General features: G+C 71.4%; 10 protein-coding genes. 3 read left to right on the plus strand and 7 right to left on the minus strand.

The annotated features are described in order from the left end of the window. Nucleotides 1–17 precede the first annotated feature (17 nt). The 6 genes from LVO85_RS00195 to nrdR form a co-directional block, all read right to left on the minus strand. A complete protein-coding gene (locus LVO85_RS00195) occupies nt 18–4,736 on the minus strand; it encodes a hypothetical protein (protein ID WP_232745299.1) in 4,719 nt (1,572 codons plus the stop codon). A gap of 1 nt (nt 4,737) precedes the next feature. Then, nucleotides 4,738–8,355: a hypothetical protein gene (locus LVO85_RS00200; protein ID WP_232745301.1), complete on the minus strand. Its 3,618-nt coding sequence runs from the start codon at nt 8,353–8,355 to the stop codon at nt 4,738–4,740. Between the two features lie 126 nt (nt 8,356–8,481). Continuing rightward, nucleotides 8,482–10,143 (minus strand): NERD domain-containing protein, encoded by a 1,662-nt coding sequence (locus LVO85_RS00205; protein ID WP_232745303.1) that lies wholly within the window; start codon nt 10,141–10,143, stop codon nt 8,482–8,484. A 67-nt stretch (nt 10,144–10,210) separates the two neighbouring features. Then, entirely contained in the window at nt 10,211–10,558 is a 348-nt protein-coding gene (locus LVO85_RS00210; protein ID WP_232745305.1) for a hypothetical protein, read from the minus strand. A gap of 121 nt (nt 10,559–10,679) precedes the next feature. Further along, nucleotides 10,680–13,517, minus strand: coding sequence for a vitamin B12-dependent ribonucleotide reductase (locus LVO85_RS00215; protein ID WP_232745311.1), 2,838 nt, complete (start codon nt 13,515–13,517; stop codon nt 10,680–10,682). Nucleotides 13,518–13,568: 51 nt separating this feature from the next. Beyond that, on the minus strand, nt 13,569–14,057 hold the full coding sequence (nrdR, locus tag LVO85_RS00220) for a transcriptional regulator NrdR (protein WP_232745312.1): 489 nt from the start codon (nt 14,055–14,057) through the stop codon (nt 13,569–13,571). A gap of 411 nt (nt 14,058–14,468) precedes the next feature. Here nrdR and LVO85_RS00225 point away from each other — a divergent pair, with 411 nt between their 5' ends. Then, nucleotides 14,469–15,068, plus strand: coding sequence for a DUF6318 family protein (locus LVO85_RS00225; protein ID WP_232745314.1), 600 nt, complete (start codon nt 14,469–14,471; stop codon nt 15,066–15,068). A 415-nt stretch (nt 15,069–15,483) separates the two neighbouring features. Next, nucleotides 15,484–15,975 carry a hypothetical protein gene (locus tag LVO85_RS00230; protein ID WP_232745315.1) on the plus strand — a complete coding sequence of 164 codons (492 nt, stop codon included), beginning with the start codon at nt 15,484–15,486 and terminating at the stop codon, nt 15,973–15,975. A gap of 10 nt (nt 15,976–15,985) precedes the next feature. Here the strand turns inward: LVO85_RS00230 and LVO85_RS00235 are convergent, their stop codons facing one another. Beyond that, nucleotides 15,986–17,617, minus strand: coding sequence for a LuxR C-terminal-related transcriptional regulator (locus LVO85_RS00235; RefSeq protein WP_232745316.1), 1,632 nt, complete (start codon nt 17,615–17,617; stop codon nt 15,986–15,988). A 106-nt stretch (nt 17,618–17,723) separates the two neighbouring features. On the opposite strand from LVO85_RS00235, the gene LVO85_RS00240 reads away from it, so the two are divergent. Continuing rightward, on the plus strand, nt 17,724–18,542 hold the full coding sequence (locus tag LVO85_RS00240) for a class I SAM-dependent methyltransferase (protein ID WP_232745317.1): 819 nt from the start codon (nt 17,724–17,726) through the stop codon (nt 18,540–18,542). Nucleotides 18,543–18,569: the final 27 nt, after the last annotated feature.

Raw genomic sequence — 18,569 nt, forward strand, 5'->3', positions numbered from 1 at the left:
GTCGGCCGACCGAGGTGTCAGAGCGGGACGTGGTCGGCGTAGACCAGCCGGTGCGCCTGCCCCTTGCCCGGCCGGTTGGGCCCCTCGTCGGGGTCGGCGTCGAAGTGCTCGTGCTCCTCCAGGAGGACCCGCAGACGGGTGGAGGAGCCGGGGGTGGCCACCGCGACCGGTTCCGGGAGGGTCAGCTCGGCCGACCAGGTCACCCGCAGGCCCGCGAACCCCACGAGCGGGAGCCGGACGCGCTCGTGGTCGACCCACTCCAGGTCGCTGCCGCCCGCGGCCGGAGCCTCCTGCACCGTGGCGAACACCTCGCGGGAGGCCCGCAGCAGCGCGTCCGCACCGTCCAGTGCCGCCTCCGACGTCACGGACGTCATCCCCCACCTGGGGTCCGGCAGCCGGCTGAGGCCGACCGGCCCGGTCACCGTCAGCCGCACCGTCTCGTCCGTGCGCCGGCTGGCCGTCGCAGTCCGCTCCGGCAACGGCTGCACCCAGTCGGCCATCACGACCGGCGACAGGTCGTGACCCGGCAGGGAGTGCGGCTGGTAGCGCGCGAGCGCGAGCCGCACGAAGGGCCACACCGAGTCGCCGGGGTCCATCGCCACGTCGACGAACCACTGCCGCCGGCCGGGGTGGAACTCGGGCCGGTAGCCCAGCACGCTCACCGTCGGCGTGTCCTTGGCGTCGACCAGCGCGCTGCTGACGAACGGTGTCACCGGCCGCCCGGGACGCGGGTCGACCACCTCCCCCGCGACCATGGTGAGCACGAGGTCGCCCAGGCCCACCAGCGGGGGCATCGTCGTGGTGGGAGGTATGCCGGTGAGCTGGGTCGGGTCCTTGCCCCACCGCGAGGACAGGCTGGGCGGGACGGCGTCCGAGGCGGCGAGCACCACGCCCAGCAGCTCGCCGTCACCGGAGGAGAACCACGGCCGGTCCAGCCAGACGCGAGCGCCCGAGCGGCGGGTGCGTCGCAGAGCGAACGGCTGGTCCGCCTCGGTCTGCTCCTCCCACAGCAGGAGAGGCCCCACGTCCGTGACCACCGGGGCCGCCGGGCGCGCAGAGCTGACCACCGTCAGCTCCCGCGGCGCCCCGCGCAGCGACGGGTCGTCCGGGGCGGGCAGCTCGGACGGGTCGAAGAACTCGGCGTAGCGCGTCACCCCACGTGGCGTGTACGTCACCCGCCGGTGGTGGGTGTCGGTGAAGGTCTGGAGAGCACGGTGGGACACGACCGGCACGGTGCCGCCGTCGCCCCCGACCACGGCGTCCACGAGGTGCAGCAGGCCGTAGTGGTCGTCCGGGTGCACCGGTGAGGACAGCACCACGTCCTGGCGCTCGACGCGCTGCGGTCCCTCGGCGGCGAGGTCGTCGACCCACTCGCTCCAGCTCGCCTCCAGCACCAGCCGCTCGGTGCTCGGCCCGTGCACGTCCACCACCCCGGCCAGGGCCGCGACCGTGAGCCCCGGTGGGCGCAGCAGCACCCTCAGGGCCGCCAGCTCCGGTGGGCGCACCGGCTGCCGCACGGCATGCACCAGCCGGAGGTCGTGCGAGGGGGTGAGCCACCAGAACCACCCGTTGGCGGCGGCCCGCGCCAGCAGCGCCCGGGCCAGTCCGTCCGCCTCGTCGCCGCCGGGCGCCGAGGCCACGTGCGAGCGCCACAGCCCCAGCACCTGCAGCCGCTCCTCGTCGAGGGCCGACGACATCGCGACCCGCACCTCCTCCCCCGCCGGCAGCGACACCCGCACGAGGTTGCCCTCACGTCGCGCGCCGAGCTGCTCCCCCGGCTCCAGCACCAGCCGCAGCGGCTCCCGGCCGGGCCAGCCTCCGGCATACGGCAGCACCACCGTCTGGAGCACCCGGGGCTCGGGCAGAGTGTGCCCGGCACCGGCGTCGTAGAACACCAGCGACGCCCCGTGCGCCAGCGGGTCCGGCAGGTAGGGAAGCACGAGCCGGTCGGTGTCGTGGACGACGTACTGTCCCTCGCCCAGAGGCGTGTCCCGCCGGGTGGTGACCTGCTCGAGCGTCACCTGAGCGTCCGGGTCGGCGCCGGGGCGGGTGTGCAGCGCGATCCCGTCCTGGTGCACGGTGGCGGTGGGGTCGGCCAGGTCCTGGACCCACTCGTCGAGCAGGGTGCCGCGCTCCTTGAGTGCGGTGGCCAGCAGCTGGTCGTGCACCGCCGGGTCGCTCGAGCCGATGGCGGCGTCGAACTCACCGTGCTGCTCGGCCTCCAGCTGGGTGCCCTTGGGCGGGGCCACGTGCCGCTGGGTGCTCTGGTCGTCACGCACGACGAGCCGCTGCAGGCTCTCGCCAGGGCCCAGCGGGTGCCGTGCCACGAGGGTCGGCGGCGGCACCGGGTGCCACCGCAGGAACGGGCGGGGGGTCGTGACGACCGGGACGGCCAGGGGCCGGGGAGCCACGGGCGGCACCCCCACGCCGGGGACCCGGGGCGAGCCGGGCCGCCGCACGATCGGGTCCCGCGTGTCGTCCAGCCCCGCGAAGACCGAGGGGTCGACCTCGAGATGGGCCCGCACCCGCCAGGTGTCATGGGTGCGGGCCAGCCGTCCCAGCGCGACGGTGACCCCGCGCCGCAGCGCGGCATCCTCGCCGGACAGCTCGGTGCTGACCCGCTCGGTGGCGCGGCGCAGCAGGACGGAGTCCACCTCCTCAACCCCCGTGACCGCCTCCTGCGGCAGCCGGACCTCCTGGGGCGGCCGGGCCTCGCGGGCCATCCGCCCCTGCGCCCCGGACAGGTCCTCGGCGGTGCGGGCCAGCAGGTCGAGAAGCCCGGTGTCCTCCGGGCCGGGCCCACCGGGAAGCCTCTCCAGCACGTCCTCACGCACGACGCCGAGCAGCCCGGACCGGTCCCGCTCGGCGAACGTGCGGCGCAGCAGCTCCAGCTGGTCCTCGGCGGCGGCGAGCGCCTGGCCCCCGGCCCCTCCCGCGGCCGGGCGGGGCACCGAGTTGCCGGCCAGGTCGACGCCACGCACACGGAAGGAGTAGCGACGTCCGTAGCGCAGCCACGGCAGGGTGCCCGGCTCCACCCGGGTCGTGGTGTGGACGTGGCCGGCCGGTGGGTCCGGCGGCTCGTCGAGCACCAGCTCCTCACCGGCAGGACCGTTGACGCCGTCACCGTGCACGACGACCTTGCCCGGCCGGGGGGCGGACAGGCTCCACCCGTCCCACCCGACGAAGACCTCGTGCAGGTAGTAGGGGTTGCCCTCCCCCGGGACCTTCGTCAGGCCGGTAAGCTGCAGGAAGCCGGTGTCCGGGGTGTCCTCGAGCACCGGCCTGCCGCCGGCGGTGACGTCGACCCGGCGTGCGTGCACGGAGTGCCATGTCGTGCTCTCGTCGTCCCAGACCTCCAGCCGTATGCCGCGCACCAGGTCGTCGTAGGACAGGTCCGGTCCGGCAGCGGTGCCGTCGTCGTCGGCCGCGGTGAGCGTCTCGGCGCGCTGCACCTGCGCCAGCAGCGCGGCGTCGCGACCGGTCCGCGCGATGGAGAAGCCGGTCGCGCGCAGCGACGCCGGCGCGGCCGTGACCGGGTCACCGTTGAGCTCGGTGGCCAGCGCCCTGGGCAGGTCGCGCACATGCTGCTCCAGCTTGAGCGCGGACGCGTCGGGGTCCAGGTCCAGCACCGTGTAGGTGTCGGGGTCCCCCAGCGGCATCGCTCCCCCGGCCCAGGCGTCGGAGGACACGGCACGGAAGTGCCCGCGGGACGACTCGCACCACGTGCGCGGTGGAGCCAGCCGCACGACGTCCGCGCCCTCGGCGGGGCTGAAGCGGGCCGAGACCCAGGAGGCACCCGCCAGCAGCTGCCGGTCGTCGGGGTCGTCGACCGCCACGTCGACGACGAGCCCCAGGGCGCGCAGCAGGACGGGGGTGCTGCCCAGGGACCCGGCACGCTCGTGGAAGTCCTGCTCGGGGACCTCGGGGCGGGGGTGCACCGCCTCGGGGTCGGGCCGGTCGAGGTAGGCCGGCTCCTCACGCTGGTAGAACCGGCGTGCCGCGTGGACGTCCCGCAGCGCCACGAGCACCGGGTCGTCGAGCGAGGTCTCCTCGAGCAGGGAGTCCAGGTAGTCCGTGAACCTCCGGTCGCCGTCGGTGTCCCGCAGCAGCACCTCCACGGCCGAGGTCCACGCCGTCGGCTCGGACGGGTAGCCCCCGTCGCGCAGCCCCCGCTGGCCGAGCGTGGCGGCCACCTCCGCCAGCCTGCGCCGGTAGACCTCGGCGTCACGCTCGGCCCGCGCGCCTGCCTGGCCCAGGAGCTCGCGCACCGCCGTCTGCAGCTCGCCGAAGGGCTGCAGCACCGCCTCGACGAGCGGGTTGCCCAGCACGGGCGGCGGGGCCAGGGGTGAGACCAGGGTGGAGCCCAGGTGCAGGTCGAGCGCGTGCCCGTCCATCGCATGGGCGGGGAAGGTCCGCCACGGCTCGTCGGTCACGTGCGGTGTCGGGAAGCCGACCACCGGGGTGTCCTCGGGGAAGACGGCGGACCAGTCGTCCTGGTCGGGAGCGGGCTCGGACACGACGCGCACCGGGATGCCGCCCGGCGCAGTGTCGGTGACCAGGTCCAGCGTGCCCGCGAGCAGCGTCGTGACCCAGGACGCGGTGTCCGGGAAGTCGCCCAGCACGGACGGCGCCGCGTCCGGGGTGAGCCGGTGGGTGAAGAACACCGAGAGGTGGAACGGCGCGTCCGGTGCCAGGGAGTGCGGCAGCGCGGTGGCGAGGAGGCGGGTCGTGGTCATCTCAGGCTCCCGGGGCGAAGGCCGCGCAGTAGGCGGACCAGGCGTCGCTGTGGCCGTCGGCGTCCGGCGGCATGATGTCCTTCAGGACGGGGTCGCCCTTGGACCCGGCGAGGCGGCGCTCGCAGGTGACGGTGACCGAGGCGGAGAAGAAGAGCACCTCGACCTCGACCACCAGGGATGCTTTGCCGACCATCTTGCCGGTCGGGAAGTCGTAGGTGAGGGACAGCTCCAGGGTGATGGAGGCGGAGATGAGGCCCAGCACGTCGACCTCGCCGCGGATGCGGAAGTAGCCGGTCAGCGACCCGGCCTCGCCCTCGAGCCTGAGGTAGACCCCGACCGAGACCGAGACCGAGCCGGAGGCGACCCCGAGGTCGACCGACAGGGAGGCCGCGGCCTCCAGGCCCATCTCGAGCGCGACCATGCCCATCGGTGAGAGCCGCAGGGCGACCCACCCGCCCCCACCGATGCACATCACGGTGAGGCGGAACGGCGAGTCCTTGGAGCAGAAGGAGAACCCCACCGTGACGGCGTCACCCAGGAAGGGCACCCGGGCGTCGGCGCCCAGTGCGATGTTCTCCAGGCTGAACACCCCGACCGAGACGTTGGGCAGCTCGAGGTCGAAGCCCGCGGTGACCCCGTCGGGGGCCACGTCGACGTAGGGCGGGTCGGCGAACCCGTCGAAGGGGATCATCCGGCGCAGCGTCTCGACGAAGCCGAGCGCTCCGAGGAACTCCATGCCGTCGAAGACGACGTCGACCTCGGGCGCGCTGCCGGAGCTGACGCGGAAGCCGATGCGCGAGAAGTTCATCGCCATCAGCGGCTCACCCGGCAGCAGCTGCAGGGCGAAGGTGCGCAGCTCGGCGCTGACGTCGACACTCGGAGCGCCCTGCGCACCGGCTCGCACCTCCACGGCCAGACCGAAGCCGAGCCGGTCCTTGGCGTGGAAGACCGGGGCGGCCTCGGACGGCCAGCTGCCGATCTCGGGCCGCCACTCGAAGCGGGCCGTCACGCCGTCGGCCGGGGTGAGCAGGTCGTCGGCGAAGTCAACGACGGCCTGGAGGAGCTCGGCTGCCGAGAGGATCGCGTCGAGCGCCTCCAGCGGCTTGGCGAGGGAGGAGCGGACCGCCACGGGCAGCCGTGGGTGCACCAGAGCGGTGCGCAGCGCCTGCAGGGCGCTGAGCACCTCGGCTGCTGCGTCCTCGACGGCCGTGACGCCGGCCGGGTTCCCGGCGAGGCCCGCGAGGGCGGTGGCCAGGGTCTGGAGGCGGCCGCGCAACGGTGCGGCAGCCGTGTCCAGCGCGTCCTGTGCGTCCTGGATGGCCTGGGTGGCCCCGGTGTGGGCACCGTTGAGGCCCGCCTGGGCCAGGTCCTCGGCGAGCCGGGCCTGGGCCGCGGTGACCGCCGCCTGCAGCCGCTCCACCTCGGCGCCGACCGCGGTGACGGTGTCGAGGGCCTCGGTGACGAAGCTCGGTGCCGCCGAGAGGTCCAAGGGCTGACCGGTGACGGCCTCGATGAGCTCGACGAGGTCGAACAGGCCGAACAGCTTCGGCAGCGCTCCCTGCAGGAAGGCCGCGGCGTCGAACCGGCCGTCGGCCAGCCCTCCGGCGGTGGACCCGTCGTCGCCCACGGCTCCGAGGGAGCGGGACAGGGCGCGGACCATGAGGTTCGGCGAGACGAAGCCGCCGGCCTGGTCGGTGCCGGTGGAGAAGTCCAGCCCCACCGGGGGGCCGGCCAGGGTCAGGAACAGGCCGGAGGGGTTCAGCGTCCCGAAGCCCAGGGCGGTGTCACCACCGGGCTCCGTGGCCAGGTAGGCGTCGGCGAAGGTGAGGTCGACCCCCGGCGCCTGGCCCGCCAGGTGCCGCAGTGCCGGGACCACGGCGTTGCTGCTGGTCAGGAAGGGGCGGGAGGTGTACTCGTCGACGTCGGTGTGCCCGTCCCAGGACAGCGTGTTGACCTCCAGCCGGGTGTCGCCGTGCGCGGCCGGGGCCGCGAAGGAGACGAGCTGTCCGCGAGCGTCGACGACCCGGTGGGTGGCGTAGGCGTCGGACACCGCCTGCCCGGTCTGGGCGGGGGTGTTGTCGGAGCGCAGGTCGTCGATCGCCGCCTCCGGCACGAAGAGGAGCGGGGCCGAGAGCGAGACCGTCTCCCCCGCCCGGTCCACCCCGGTGAGGTCCCACCGGAACGGCACGCCGCCCCGGTGCGGGAAGAACATGGTGGTCGGCTCCTCAGGGACCGGGTCCAGGTCCGGGGTGACCAGGGGCTCCAGGGTCACCTGGTGCAGCGGGGTGTCCCGCTGCGACCAGGAGCGCACGGTCTCGCGGAGCACGATGAAGAACCGCTGGCGCAGGTATGCCGTGCGGCTGGGCTCGTGGACCTTGCGCTCGGTGAGCTTGACCAGCTCGCAACGGTGACCGAACGGGAAGAGGAAGCCCGGGTAGGTGAGCCGGACATAGGAGTCGCGCCCCATGTCGGCGACATGGCGGTAGGAGGAGATCTTGGTGATCGTGCCGCCCCAGCCCTCCAGCGAGCTCCACTGCGTGGTGTCCCAGGCGCCACGCCAGTCGACCCAGGCCCCGAGCGCGGACAGGTGCAGCCTGCGCACCCGGAAGGGCACCGGGGTCACCCCCTCGTGCGTCGCCGCGCTCTGCCGCACCAGCGTGCGGCGGTCGACCGGGGTCGTGGACATCAGGACGACGTCCTGGTCCTCGGCGAGGTCGGGTGCCTCCAGGTCGCGCGCCCAGACGGCACGCACCACCCGCTGGAGGTGGTCGTCGGTGTGGCCCTGGAACTGCTGCTCCTCGTCCTCGACGCGGGTGGTCAGCCGGGTGTGCCACAGCTGGGCCCTGCTCGCGTCGTCGCCGGCGGTCACCGGCTCGACGTCGTGCACGAAGGCGCCGTGTGCAGCGCTCGGCGAGACCACGAGCCGGTAGGGCACCTCGAGGGCAGTCTCGTCGGCAGCCGGCGGCCGGGGTCGCACCGGCCGGACCGGCCGCAGCGGGCGGGTCGGGCGCACCGGCCTGCCCGGGGCCGCCACCACCCCCGGCAGCCCCTCGACCGCCCTCCCCAGCACGCCGTGGCTGATGCCACGCACCATACGGACGGTGCGGGCCGCCACGGCAGCGCGGGTCAGGGTGCGCGGTCCCGCCAGGGTCACGTCGTCCAGGCGGACCTCCTCGAAGACCCACGGCGGCAGCACGAAGCCGCCCGGTCCGGCGGCCGGGGAGAGGTCCTCGGGGTAGCTGTCCGGGCCGGGCGTGGCCAGCGGCGCGACCCGCAGCCGCAGCCGCGGCAGGGCCGCGAGGACCCCGGCCAGGGACCAGGGCACCTCGGTCCCCGGTGGCAGGTCGTAGACCAGGCGGGACGGGCGGGCCGCCCGGTGCCCGGCGACGAGGTCGACCTCGGGGGGCTCCGGGCTGCCGAGGTACTCCGGGTAGGCCTGCTCCCCCAGGTGCTGGAAGGCGAGGTCGACGACGAGGTGGCCGCTCTCCCGCCCTGTGCGCAGGACGGGTCCGTGCCCGTCACGACGGAGCGTGGCGCCGACGGCGGTCACCCGCAGGTCGAGCAGGTCCTTCGGCCGGAGCAGCCGGGCGGTGGTGGCTCTGCGACGGATCGGAGGCATAGGACCGCTCCCCAGCGTCGGGGGATGTCCCGGGTTAGGGCACCGGCCCCGTGGGTCCGAGGCTAGTGGTCACGGCGACGCTTGGGAACACCTTCGGCCCAGGGGCGAGGCGTCAGCGCTCAAGGCTCACAACCCCAGTGCCCGGGCCACCTGGGCACCGCCCATCTCGGCGATGACGCCCGGGTCACCGACGACGACGAGCCGGTCGGTGGCGCGGGACATCCCGACGTACAGCCGCTCCCGCGAGCGCTGGCGCGACTCCGCCTCGTTGACGCACAGCACCACGGCCTGACGCTCCAGCCCCTTGCAGCCGAGCACGTGACCGTAGAAGACCTCCTCGGCGTCCCAGAAGCTCTGCCAGTAGCCGTCCTGGCCGCGGCTGTCCTGCAGCTCGACCTGCTGGGGGTGACGATGGCCGGTGGTGAGCAGCGCGACGTGCAGGGGCTCCCAGCCCTCGTCGAGCAGCGCCTCGACCTGGTCGTCGGCGACGTCGAGGGCGTCGTCGGCGGGTGCCGCGACGAAGGAGACCTCCGCACCGGAGCCGCCCATGAGCCGCATCCTCATCGGGGCCAGCGGAGCGAAGACCTCCGCGATCTGCCGGGTGTTGCGCAGGTTGTGGTCGAGCACGAGCGGCACGAGCTCCACGGGAGGGCGCCCGAAGCGCGGGAAGATGCGCTGGTTCTCGTCGGAGTAGACGAACAGGCCGCCGGCCTCCTCGTCGCGCAGTGCCCGGATGAGGGGTGACCACCACGACTCGGCGAAGTCCTGTGCCTCGTCGACGACGATCGCGTCGAAGCGCTCCTTGTCCTGCAGCTGCTGGGCCAGGTCACCCATGAGGCCCGGCAGCGAGACCTCCCAGAAGTCGCTGTCCTCCCGCGACCCCTCCGGCGCGCCCCACTGCATACCGAGCTCGTGGAAGGTCCCGACGAAGGCCGGACGGTGCCGGCGGGGCAGCGCGGCCACCTGTCGTTTCAGGTAGCCGGCCAGGCCGATGGAGTAGCACAGCAGCGCCACCCGCTGCGCAGGACGGCCGTTGCCACCCCGGGTGAGGTCCTTGGCCTGGGTCAGCGCCAGGATCGTCTTGCCGCTGCCGGCACCCCCGCGCACCTCCACGCGGTGCAGCAGCCGGGTCACCTTGAGCAGCAGTGCCTGCTCCTGGGTGAGCCGGTCGGCGACGGCCTCGCGCTCGTCCGCCTCCGCCACGACGTCGGGACGGGGCCGGTGACGGCCGCGGACGATCTCACAGACCAGCTCGACGTCGTCATGGCTCGGCACGCGGTGGCCGGACTCCTGACGGGTCGCGACCTCGCGGAGCCGCTCGGCGAGGGAGCCCATGTCCTCCCTGCCGTGCACGGCCCAGCGGGGGCAGTCAGGCGTCGCGAAGTCGTCGTCGAGGTGCGTGAACGGTGTGACGACCGCATGCCCCCAGCGCACCCGGGTGCGGGAGGAGTGGGCCCAGCCCGGGTCGCTCTCGACGTAGTGCCGCAGCGCGTACTTGCCGTCCCGGGCCTGGTCGACAGGGTGGATCCGACGGGTCTGCCCACCGCTGTGCTGCCACCACCGGCCCTCGTCGTCGACCGAGACGGACCCGCCCTTGACCTCGACCACGACGATGCCGACCTCGGGCATGAGGACGACGAGGTCGAGCTCGTGGTCCTTGCCCTCGGTGAGCCTCAGGTTGGCGAGCACCACGTCGTCGGACGTCAGCGCGCCGACGACGTGGCGCCACACCAGCGCCTCGGACTCGGTCGTGAAGACGGGCTCCGGTGGGACGGCACGGGCTGGCACGAGGACGGACCTCCTGGTCTCGCGGACACCCGCAGTCTAGGCGCGCACGACGACCACCTCAGCGGAGCTACGCCGTCTCGGTGAGCACCGTGCGCAGACCGGCAAGGGCCTGCTCACCACCACGACGGTAGGCGTCCCAGTCGCGTCCCTGACCGGGCACGGGCAGGGCAGCCCAGGCTTCGGCCGCGCCGTCCAGCACAGCCTCAGCGGTCGCCGACGGCTCCCGGCGGGCCCGGCGTGCCACCAGGCCGAGCGCCACGCTCTCGCCCTCACGCAGCTTCGCTGCCTCATGCGCCGGCAGCGACCCGTCGAGCCGACAGGAGGCCCCACCGGCGAGCAGCGCCGACCAGGCCTCGTTCGCCAGTCGGCGTCGCTCGGCCGCCAGCTCGGCCAGTGCGCCACTCGACAGGCTCATGGCTGGAGAACGGGTTCGTCGCGGTCGGCCATTCCCCGACGCCTCGTGCCTACCGCCGGAGGCTCAGCACCGGGCCCGGCGCGGTGAGCGCCGGACCCGGTGGTGGCGGACTCTCGACCGGTCAGCTGCAGCCGCTGGTGCTGCCGCAGCCCTCACAGACGTAGCAGGACCCTGCGGGTCGCATCTTGGTGCCGCAGGTCATGCAGATCGGCGCGTCGGCCGACTTGCCCTGGAGCTGCTCGAACAGCTCGGTGCTCGAGTGGATCGCGGGCTCCTCCGTGCGCTCCTGGCGCCTGGACGCCGGGGCGGGCGACTGGCTGTAGGACTCCAGCTCGTCCTCGTAGTCCTCCTCGTCCGAGGCGGACTCCCCCGGGGCGTAGGAACCGGTCTCGAGCTGACGGGAACGCTCCTCGGCGGTGTGGATCCCCATGAACGAACGGGTCTCGAAGTCCATGTAGTCCAGGGCGAGCCGACGGAACACGTAGTCCATCAGGGACTGGGACATGCGCACGTCGGGGTCGTCGGTCAGACCGGCGGGCTCGAAGCGCAGGTTGGTGAACTTCTCGACGTAGGTCTCCAGCGGCACGCCGTACTGCAGGCCGACCGAGACAGCAATCGAGAAGGCGTCCATGACTCCGGCCAGGGTCGACCCCTGCTTGCCGAACTTGAGGAAGATCTCACCGAGCTGGCCGTCGTCGTAGGTGCCTGCGGTCAGGTAGCCCTCGGCCCCACCGACGGCGAACGACGTCGTCTGGCTGGTGCGACGCTTGGGGAGGCGCTTGCGGACGGGACGGTACTCGACGACCTTCTCGACCTTGGCCTCGACGGACTCGTCCTGCTTCTTCTCCTCCTTCTTGCCGTCCGACAGCGGCTGACCGACCTTGCAGTTGTCGCGGTAGACGGCGAGCGCCTTGAGGCCCAGCGTCCAGCCCTGCAGGTAGACCTCGGCAATCTCCTCGACGGTCGCGGACTCGGGCAGGTTCACCGTCTTGGAGATCGCACCGGACAGGAAGGGCTGGGTCGCCGCCATCATGCGCACGTGGCCCATGGGCTTGATCGCCCGTGCACCCATGGCGCAGTCGAAGACCTCGTAGTGCTCCGGCTTCAGGCCCGGGGCGTCGATGACGTGGCCCTTCTCGGCGATGTGCTCGACGACGGCCTCGATCGTCTCCTCGGTGTAGCCGAGCATGTCCAGAGCCCGCGGGATCGTCTGGTTGACGATCTGCATCGAGCCGCCGCCGACGAGCTTCTTGAACTTGACCAGCGAGAAGTCCGGCTCGATGCCGGTGGTGTCGCAGTCCATCATGAAGCCGATGGTGCCGGTGGGGGCCAGCACCGACGCCTGGGCGTTGCGGTAGCCGTTCTTCTCGCCCACCTTCACCACGGAGTCCCACGCCTTCGTGGCGGCCTTGTGGATCTCGGAGTCCATGGCGTGCAGCGGACGCAGCGCGTCGTTGGCGGCCTGGTGCTTGCGCATGACCCGCTTGTGCGGGTCCGCGTTGCGGGCGTAGCCGGCATACGGACCGACGATCCCCGCCAGCTCGGCCGACCGCTTGTAGGCAGCCCCGGTGAGCAGGGAGGTCAGGCTCGCGGCCAGCGCGCGCCCGCCTTCGGAGTCGTAGCCACGGCCGGTCGCCATTAGCAGGGCACCGAGGTTGGCGTAGCCGATGCCCAGCTGCCGGAAGTCACGCGTGGTCTCGCCGATGGACTCGGTCGGGAAGTCGGCGAAGCAGATCGAGATGTCCATCGCGGTGATGACCATCTCGACGACCTTCTGGTAGGTCTCCACGTCGAAGGTGTTGTCGTCGCGCAGGAACTTGAGCAGGTTGAGGCTGGCCAGGTTGCAGCTGGAGTTGTCGAGCGACATGTACTCCGAGCACGGGTTGGACGCCGTGATGCGGCCGGTCTCGGGGTTCGTGTGCCAGTCGTTGATGGTGTCGTCGTACTGCAGGCCAGGGTCTGCGCACTCCCACGCGGCCTGGGCGATCTTGTCGAACAGCTCGCGGGCGTCGACCGTCTCGATGACCTCACCGGTCATCCGGGAGGTCAGGCCGAACTCGGTGCCGTCCTCGACAGCACGCATGAACGCGTCGCTCACACGCACGGAGTTGTTCGCGTTCTGGTACTGCACCGAGACGATGTCGGACCCACCGAGGTCCATGTCGAAGCCGGCGTCCCGCAGCGCGCGGATCTTGTCCTCCTCGCGTGCCTTGGTCATCACGAACTCCTCGATGTCCGGGTGGTCGACGTCCAGCACGACCATCTTGGCCGCGCGACGGGTCGCGCCACCGGACTTGATCGTGCCGGCCGAGGCGTCGGCGCCACGCATGAAGGAGACCGGACCTGATGCGGTGCCGCCGGAGGAGAGCAGCTCCTTGGAGGAACGGATGCGGGACAGGTTCAGCCCGGCCCCGGAACCGCCCTTGAAGATGAACCCCTCCTCCTTGTACCAGTTGAGGATCGAGTCCATCGAGTCGTCCACCGAGAGGATGAAGCAGGCGCTGACCTGCTGCGGGCTCTGGGTGCCCACGTTGAACCACACCGGGGAGTTGAAGCTGAAGACCTGGTGCACCAGCGCGTAGGTCAGCTCGTGCTCGAAGACCTCAGCGTCCTCGTCCGTGGCGAAGTAGCCGTGCTCCTTGCCCGCGCGGGTGTAGGTCAGCACGACACGGTCGATGAGCTGCTTGAGGCCCTTCTCGCGCTCGGGGGTGCCCACAGCACCGCGGAAGTACTTGGTCGTGACGATCGTCGAGGCGTTGACCGACCAGAAGTCCGGGAACTCCACGCCGCGCTGCTCGAAGATGACGTCCCCCGTCTTCCAGTTCTGCTGGACGACGTCGCGCTGCTCCCAGGTGACCTGGTCGTAGGGGTGCACCCCGGGCGTGGTGAAGATGCGCTCGATGGTCAGGCCCTTGTCGGCCCGACGCGAACGGGACTTGGCCCCGGTCGTCTCCGTCATGTCCCTTGCTCCTTGTGCCTCGGTGTTGGGTGGATCTCGTGCTCGTGGTCTCTAGTGGTCAACGCTTGCAGGGCCCACCGACATACCCGCTGCGTCACGCTCGGAGCGCAGCAGGGTGATGGCGGCCTGGAAGTCGTCGAGGGAGTCGAAGGCCTGGTAGACCGACGCGAAACGCAGGTAGGCGACCTCGTCCAGCTGCCTGAGCGGGGCGAGGATTGCCATGCCGACCTCGTGCGCGTCGAGCTCTGCCTGACCCGACGCCCGGATGGTCTCCTCGACGGTCTGGCCGAGCCGCTGCAGGTCGTCCTCGGTGACGGGCCGTCCCTGGCACGCCTTGCGCACACCGGCCAGCACCTTGTCGCGGCTGAACGGCTCGGTCGCCCCGGAACGCTTGATGACCGACAGCGTCGCCGTCTCGACCGTGCCGAAGCGACGGCCGCACTCGGGGCACTGGCGGCGCCGCCGGATGACGGTGCCCTCCTCCTGCACCCTGCTGTCCACGACGCGGGAGTCGGTGTGCCGGCAGAACGGGCAGTGCATGGCTCCTCCTCCTTGGCAGTGTGGGGTCGACGACGACACCCTGTGGTGGGATGTGCCTGGGTATGACGTTGGGGACGACCTGTGGACGACGTGTGGCTCACGGCCCCCAGATGTGCACAACATGTGGACGAATCACAGGTGTGTAACTACTAGATATGGGGATAGTAGGCACGTTGTGACCCAGGACGCAAGAGCAACGCCCGCCGTGTCGGCATGTCGCCTCCTCACGCGCCCGGACGACGGCCGAGCCCCCGGCTCTGGGTGCGCAGCGGCACGCTGATGGCAGCCCGGAGGCGCCAAGCCTTACCAAGTCTTTACCTGTGGATGACGGCACAGGGGCCCTGGATCGGTGACACTGGTGGCCGCTGCGGCGGTCCGCAGCAGTCCAGAGTCCAGATGGAGGGGGATCCCGTGCGTCTCATCACCGCCACAGCCGTGGGCCTTGCCCTGTTGACCACCACTGCCTGCAGCAGTGCCCCGCAGCCTGCTGCTCCGCCGACGCCCACCGACTCGGTGAGCGCGACGAGCGCGGCGCCGCCCGAGGACACCGCGCCGGAGACGGCGACCGAGACCGCGTCCCCGCCCACCGACGCGCTCCCCGAGCTTCCCGATGAGGCGAAGGAGCAGACCGAGGCCGGTGCAGAGGCCTTCGTGCTCCACTACGTTGAGATCATCAACTTCACTGGCATGAGTCCCCAAGAGGGGCTGCTGGAGGAGTTGGCGACCGACACCTGCTCGTCGTGCGGCAACTACGAAGACACAGTCGTCTACAGCGCCCAGGATGGTCAGGCTTTGAGGGCAAGGATGTGGCGCGTCAGTGACTCCAACGCCCTCTTGCTAGAGGCCGGCGCTAGTGCCATCGTGAGAGCGTCAATCGACCAAGCCGCACAACCCGTCTACGACGGTTCAGGGGACGTAGTCTCGGAGCTAAACGCAGAGTCAGCCAGCCTGGCCTTCTCACTGGTATGGGACCAAGGTTGGCTGATCGACGAAATCCAGGTCGAAGCCTGAACAGGCGATGCGTGCACTTCAAGGCTTCCTGGTTTCGCTACTCCTAGAGGGCTCGGCATCGTGGGTGATGCAAACTGACGACCTTCCCTGCCGCGGGCTGGAATGCACCGTCGAGGGAGGGGGCATCTACGTGGGACTGTCGCTAGAGGACACTGCAAGCCTGCGAGACGTGTACCCAGATGGCGTGAGTCCTCGGAGTCCATCGAGTTGGTACGAATTCGTCGCAGTGATCGACTGTCCCAGCAACACGATCGAGGATCCACGAAACGCCCTCTGCGCACGCGCAGTCTCGTTTTGTGACACCTATGCACCTGGCAGTCCGGGGCCCTACTCACTGATCTATCGACGAGAGGTCGACGACACGGGGCCGTTAGGTCCATGAACCCCTGTTGGACCCACGTGCTACACCCCGTCAGTGCCAGCTCGCTCAGGCGACGACAGTCCGGGGCTGACCGAGGCGATGATCGTGGAGCAGTTCCACCGCACGGACTTCGCCCTTCCACAGGTCGTCCTGCAGCCCTCCGACAACAGGGCCCTGGTCAACCTGCCGGTGTTCTTCGAGCTCGCCTGGCCCGAGGCAGGGTTCGAGCCACAGGAGGTCGACACGACGGTGCTCGTGGGCCGCGAGGTCCGCATCCGCCCCACCCTGCAGGACGCGACCTACATCTTCGGGGACGGCAGCTCGCACGGCCCGACGTCGTCCCTGGGTGGCCCGTACCCGGACGGCGACGTCACGCACACCTACACAGCCGCGAGCACGGTCAACCCCTCGATCGAGGTCACCTACGGTGGGGAGGTCAGTGTCGACGGTGCGGACTGGACGGTCATCCCTGCCCGCGTGACCATCGCCGGACCCGCGGTCCCACTCGAGGTCCTGACCTCCCGCAACCGCTTGTACGACAGCTGACCCGGCGGTCTTACGCCTGACCGGTGCGGTGGTGGTATGCCGCAGCCTCAGCCCTGTTGCGCAGGCCCAGCTTGGCCAGCACGTGGCTGACGTGGTGAGCGACGGTCCTGCGGCTGATGTAGAGGCGCTCGGCGATCTCCGGGTTGGACAGTGCCTCCCCGAGCAGCTGCAGCACCTCCTCCTCACGCTCCGTCAACACCTGCGGACTCGTCCTGGGTCCGGTGCGACCAGGCCCCCCCAACGAGCGCACGAGCGCCGCCGCCTGGTCCACCAGCCGAGCCGCACCCAGACCGTCCAACGTGGCATAGGCGCGCTGCGCCTCCCGGACCGCGACCGGCTCCTCCGTCACGGACAGGGCCTCGGCCAGGACGAGGCGGGACACGCCGGTCCAGTAGGGAAGCCCCGCCTCGGCGAAGTGGTCGACTGCGCGTTCCAGGTGACTGACCGCAGACTCCGGCCGGTGCTCTGCCATGGCCGTCCGTCCAGCAGCGAGCGCACGGTGCCCGGCAGCCGAAGCAGTGCCGTGCGCGGCCTCCTCGTCACGCAGCTCGTCGAGGACCCGTCGAGCCGCCACCGTGTCCTTCGTCGCCAGCAACGACTCCACAAGCAGTGCGAGTGTCTCGGAGAGATCCTCGGCGACATCGCGGAGGGCCATGTGCCGGCGCAGCAGCGCAGCCGCTAGATCGTGCTCGCCCCGCACCAGGGCGGCATGCGCGAGGACCGGCCTGGCCAGCCTCTCGGGCGCCTCTGTCAGCAACACCTCGGCCTCCTCCGGCCGGCCCTGCCGCACCCGCAGGTCGGCCAGCGAGACGAGGCCTCGATCGTGGTAGTCCGTGCCCGGGGGAGCACTCCGCAGGGTGTTCTGCAGCTCCTCCTCGGCCTCCACCCAGTGCCCTGTCGACACCAGGACGCTGCCATATCGGCGGCGACAGTCGGCATACAGGAAGGGGCAGCCGTAGGTGCGCATGAAGCGGTCCGCGACCCGGCACCACTGCATGACACGGCCGAGGTCCGCCGCCCGGTCGCAGGCGGTCAGCATCGAGCAGGTCGCCGCACAGACCGTGCTGGGAGAGTCGTACTCGCCCGCGAAGACGCGTGCCATCGCCTCGTCGACCAGGTCCAACCCTCGGGCGACCTCACCACCAGCCACCAGGGCACTGCCCAGCTCACTCATGGCGGACAGCTCCAGGTCCACGTCGGCTCCCCGCCGGCCCCGCTCCAGAGCGTCCCGCGCCGCCGCGACCGCCCGGTCCATGTCACTCTCCGCATACGCCCTGGCCAGTGCCACCCACCCGGGCAGGACCTCGTCATCGACCTCGCCGAGGAGGCTGTCGGCCCGGGAGACCCACCCTCGGGCGGCTGCCTCGTTGCCCAGGCTCTTCTTGTAGATCGTGGCCAGCCACACCGCCGACTGCACGGCCGACGCCACCTCGCCCTTCTGGCTGAGCACAACATGGGCGCGCTCCATGGTCTCCACCGCAACCGTGGCCTCGGCCAGCCACCACAGCGCCTCGGCCAGCCCCCGCAACGCCTCGGGGTGCTTCTCGGTCTCCAGCACAGCACGGAACGCGGTGCGCGCCTCCCCCCAGTCACCCGCACCGAGCGCCTGACCTCCACGGGCCAGCAGGACGTCGGCGTCCATGGGCCTATCCTCCCAGATCGTCATCCCGGATAGGTCAGGTGACCGATGCTTGACCGGTCGAGCTGAGGCACGGTGGACAGCAACACCGCCATCCCTGGAGGACGTCATGAGCACCACACCCGCGACTCGCACCTTCGCCCCCTCCGCCGAGGTGTACGAGCAACACCTGGTCAGACTGCTCTTCCAGCCCTGGGCGGAGGAGCTGCTCAAGGTGGCCACCCCTCGCCCCGGCGACAGGGTCCTCGACGTAGCGTGCGGAACCGGGGCCGTGGCCCGAACAGCCGCCACGCGGGTCGGACCGGCCGGCGCCGTCAGTGGACTGGACGTCAACCCGCAGATGCTCGACGTCGCCGCGCGTGCCTGCGCGGGCACGCACCCACCGATCACCTGGGTCTGCGGCGGGGCCGACACGATGCCGCTGCCCGACGACGCCTTCGACGTCACGTACTGCCAGCAGGGCGTGCAGTTCTTCCCCGACCGTCTCGCCGGGCTGTCGGAGATGCGTCGCGTGACCACACCGGACGGGCAGGTGGCCCTGAGCATCTGGCGCGGCTTCGACCATCATCCGGTGATGCCTGCCTTCGACGACGCCCTCGCGGCGTACGTCGACCAGGACGAGGTCGGGGACTCCTCGGCGCCGTTCTCCCTCGGTGACCTCGACGAGGTCCGGTCACTGCTGGACGCGGCCGCGTTCCATGAGGTCGAGATCCGTCAGATGTCGCAACCCGTCCGGTACGACTCCGCTGCACAGATGCTGGCAGCGGTGGGTGGTGCCTTCGCGCCGTTGGCCGAGGCCGTCGCCGACCTCGACGCCGACAGCAAGGAGTCACTGCTCGCCGATCTCGCCACCGCCCTGACCCCGTGGACCGTGGACGGTGCGGTGACCTTCGACATGCAGACCTCCGTGGTGCTCGCCCGTCCCTGACCGGGCCGAGCCTCGTGCGGGAAGGAC

Source organism: Ornithinimicrobium sediminis (assembly GCF_021272345.1).
GTDB classification, from domain to species: domain Bacteria; phylum Actinomycetota; class Actinomycetes; order Actinomycetales; family Dermatophilaceae; genus Ornithinicoccus; species Ornithinicoccus sediminis_B.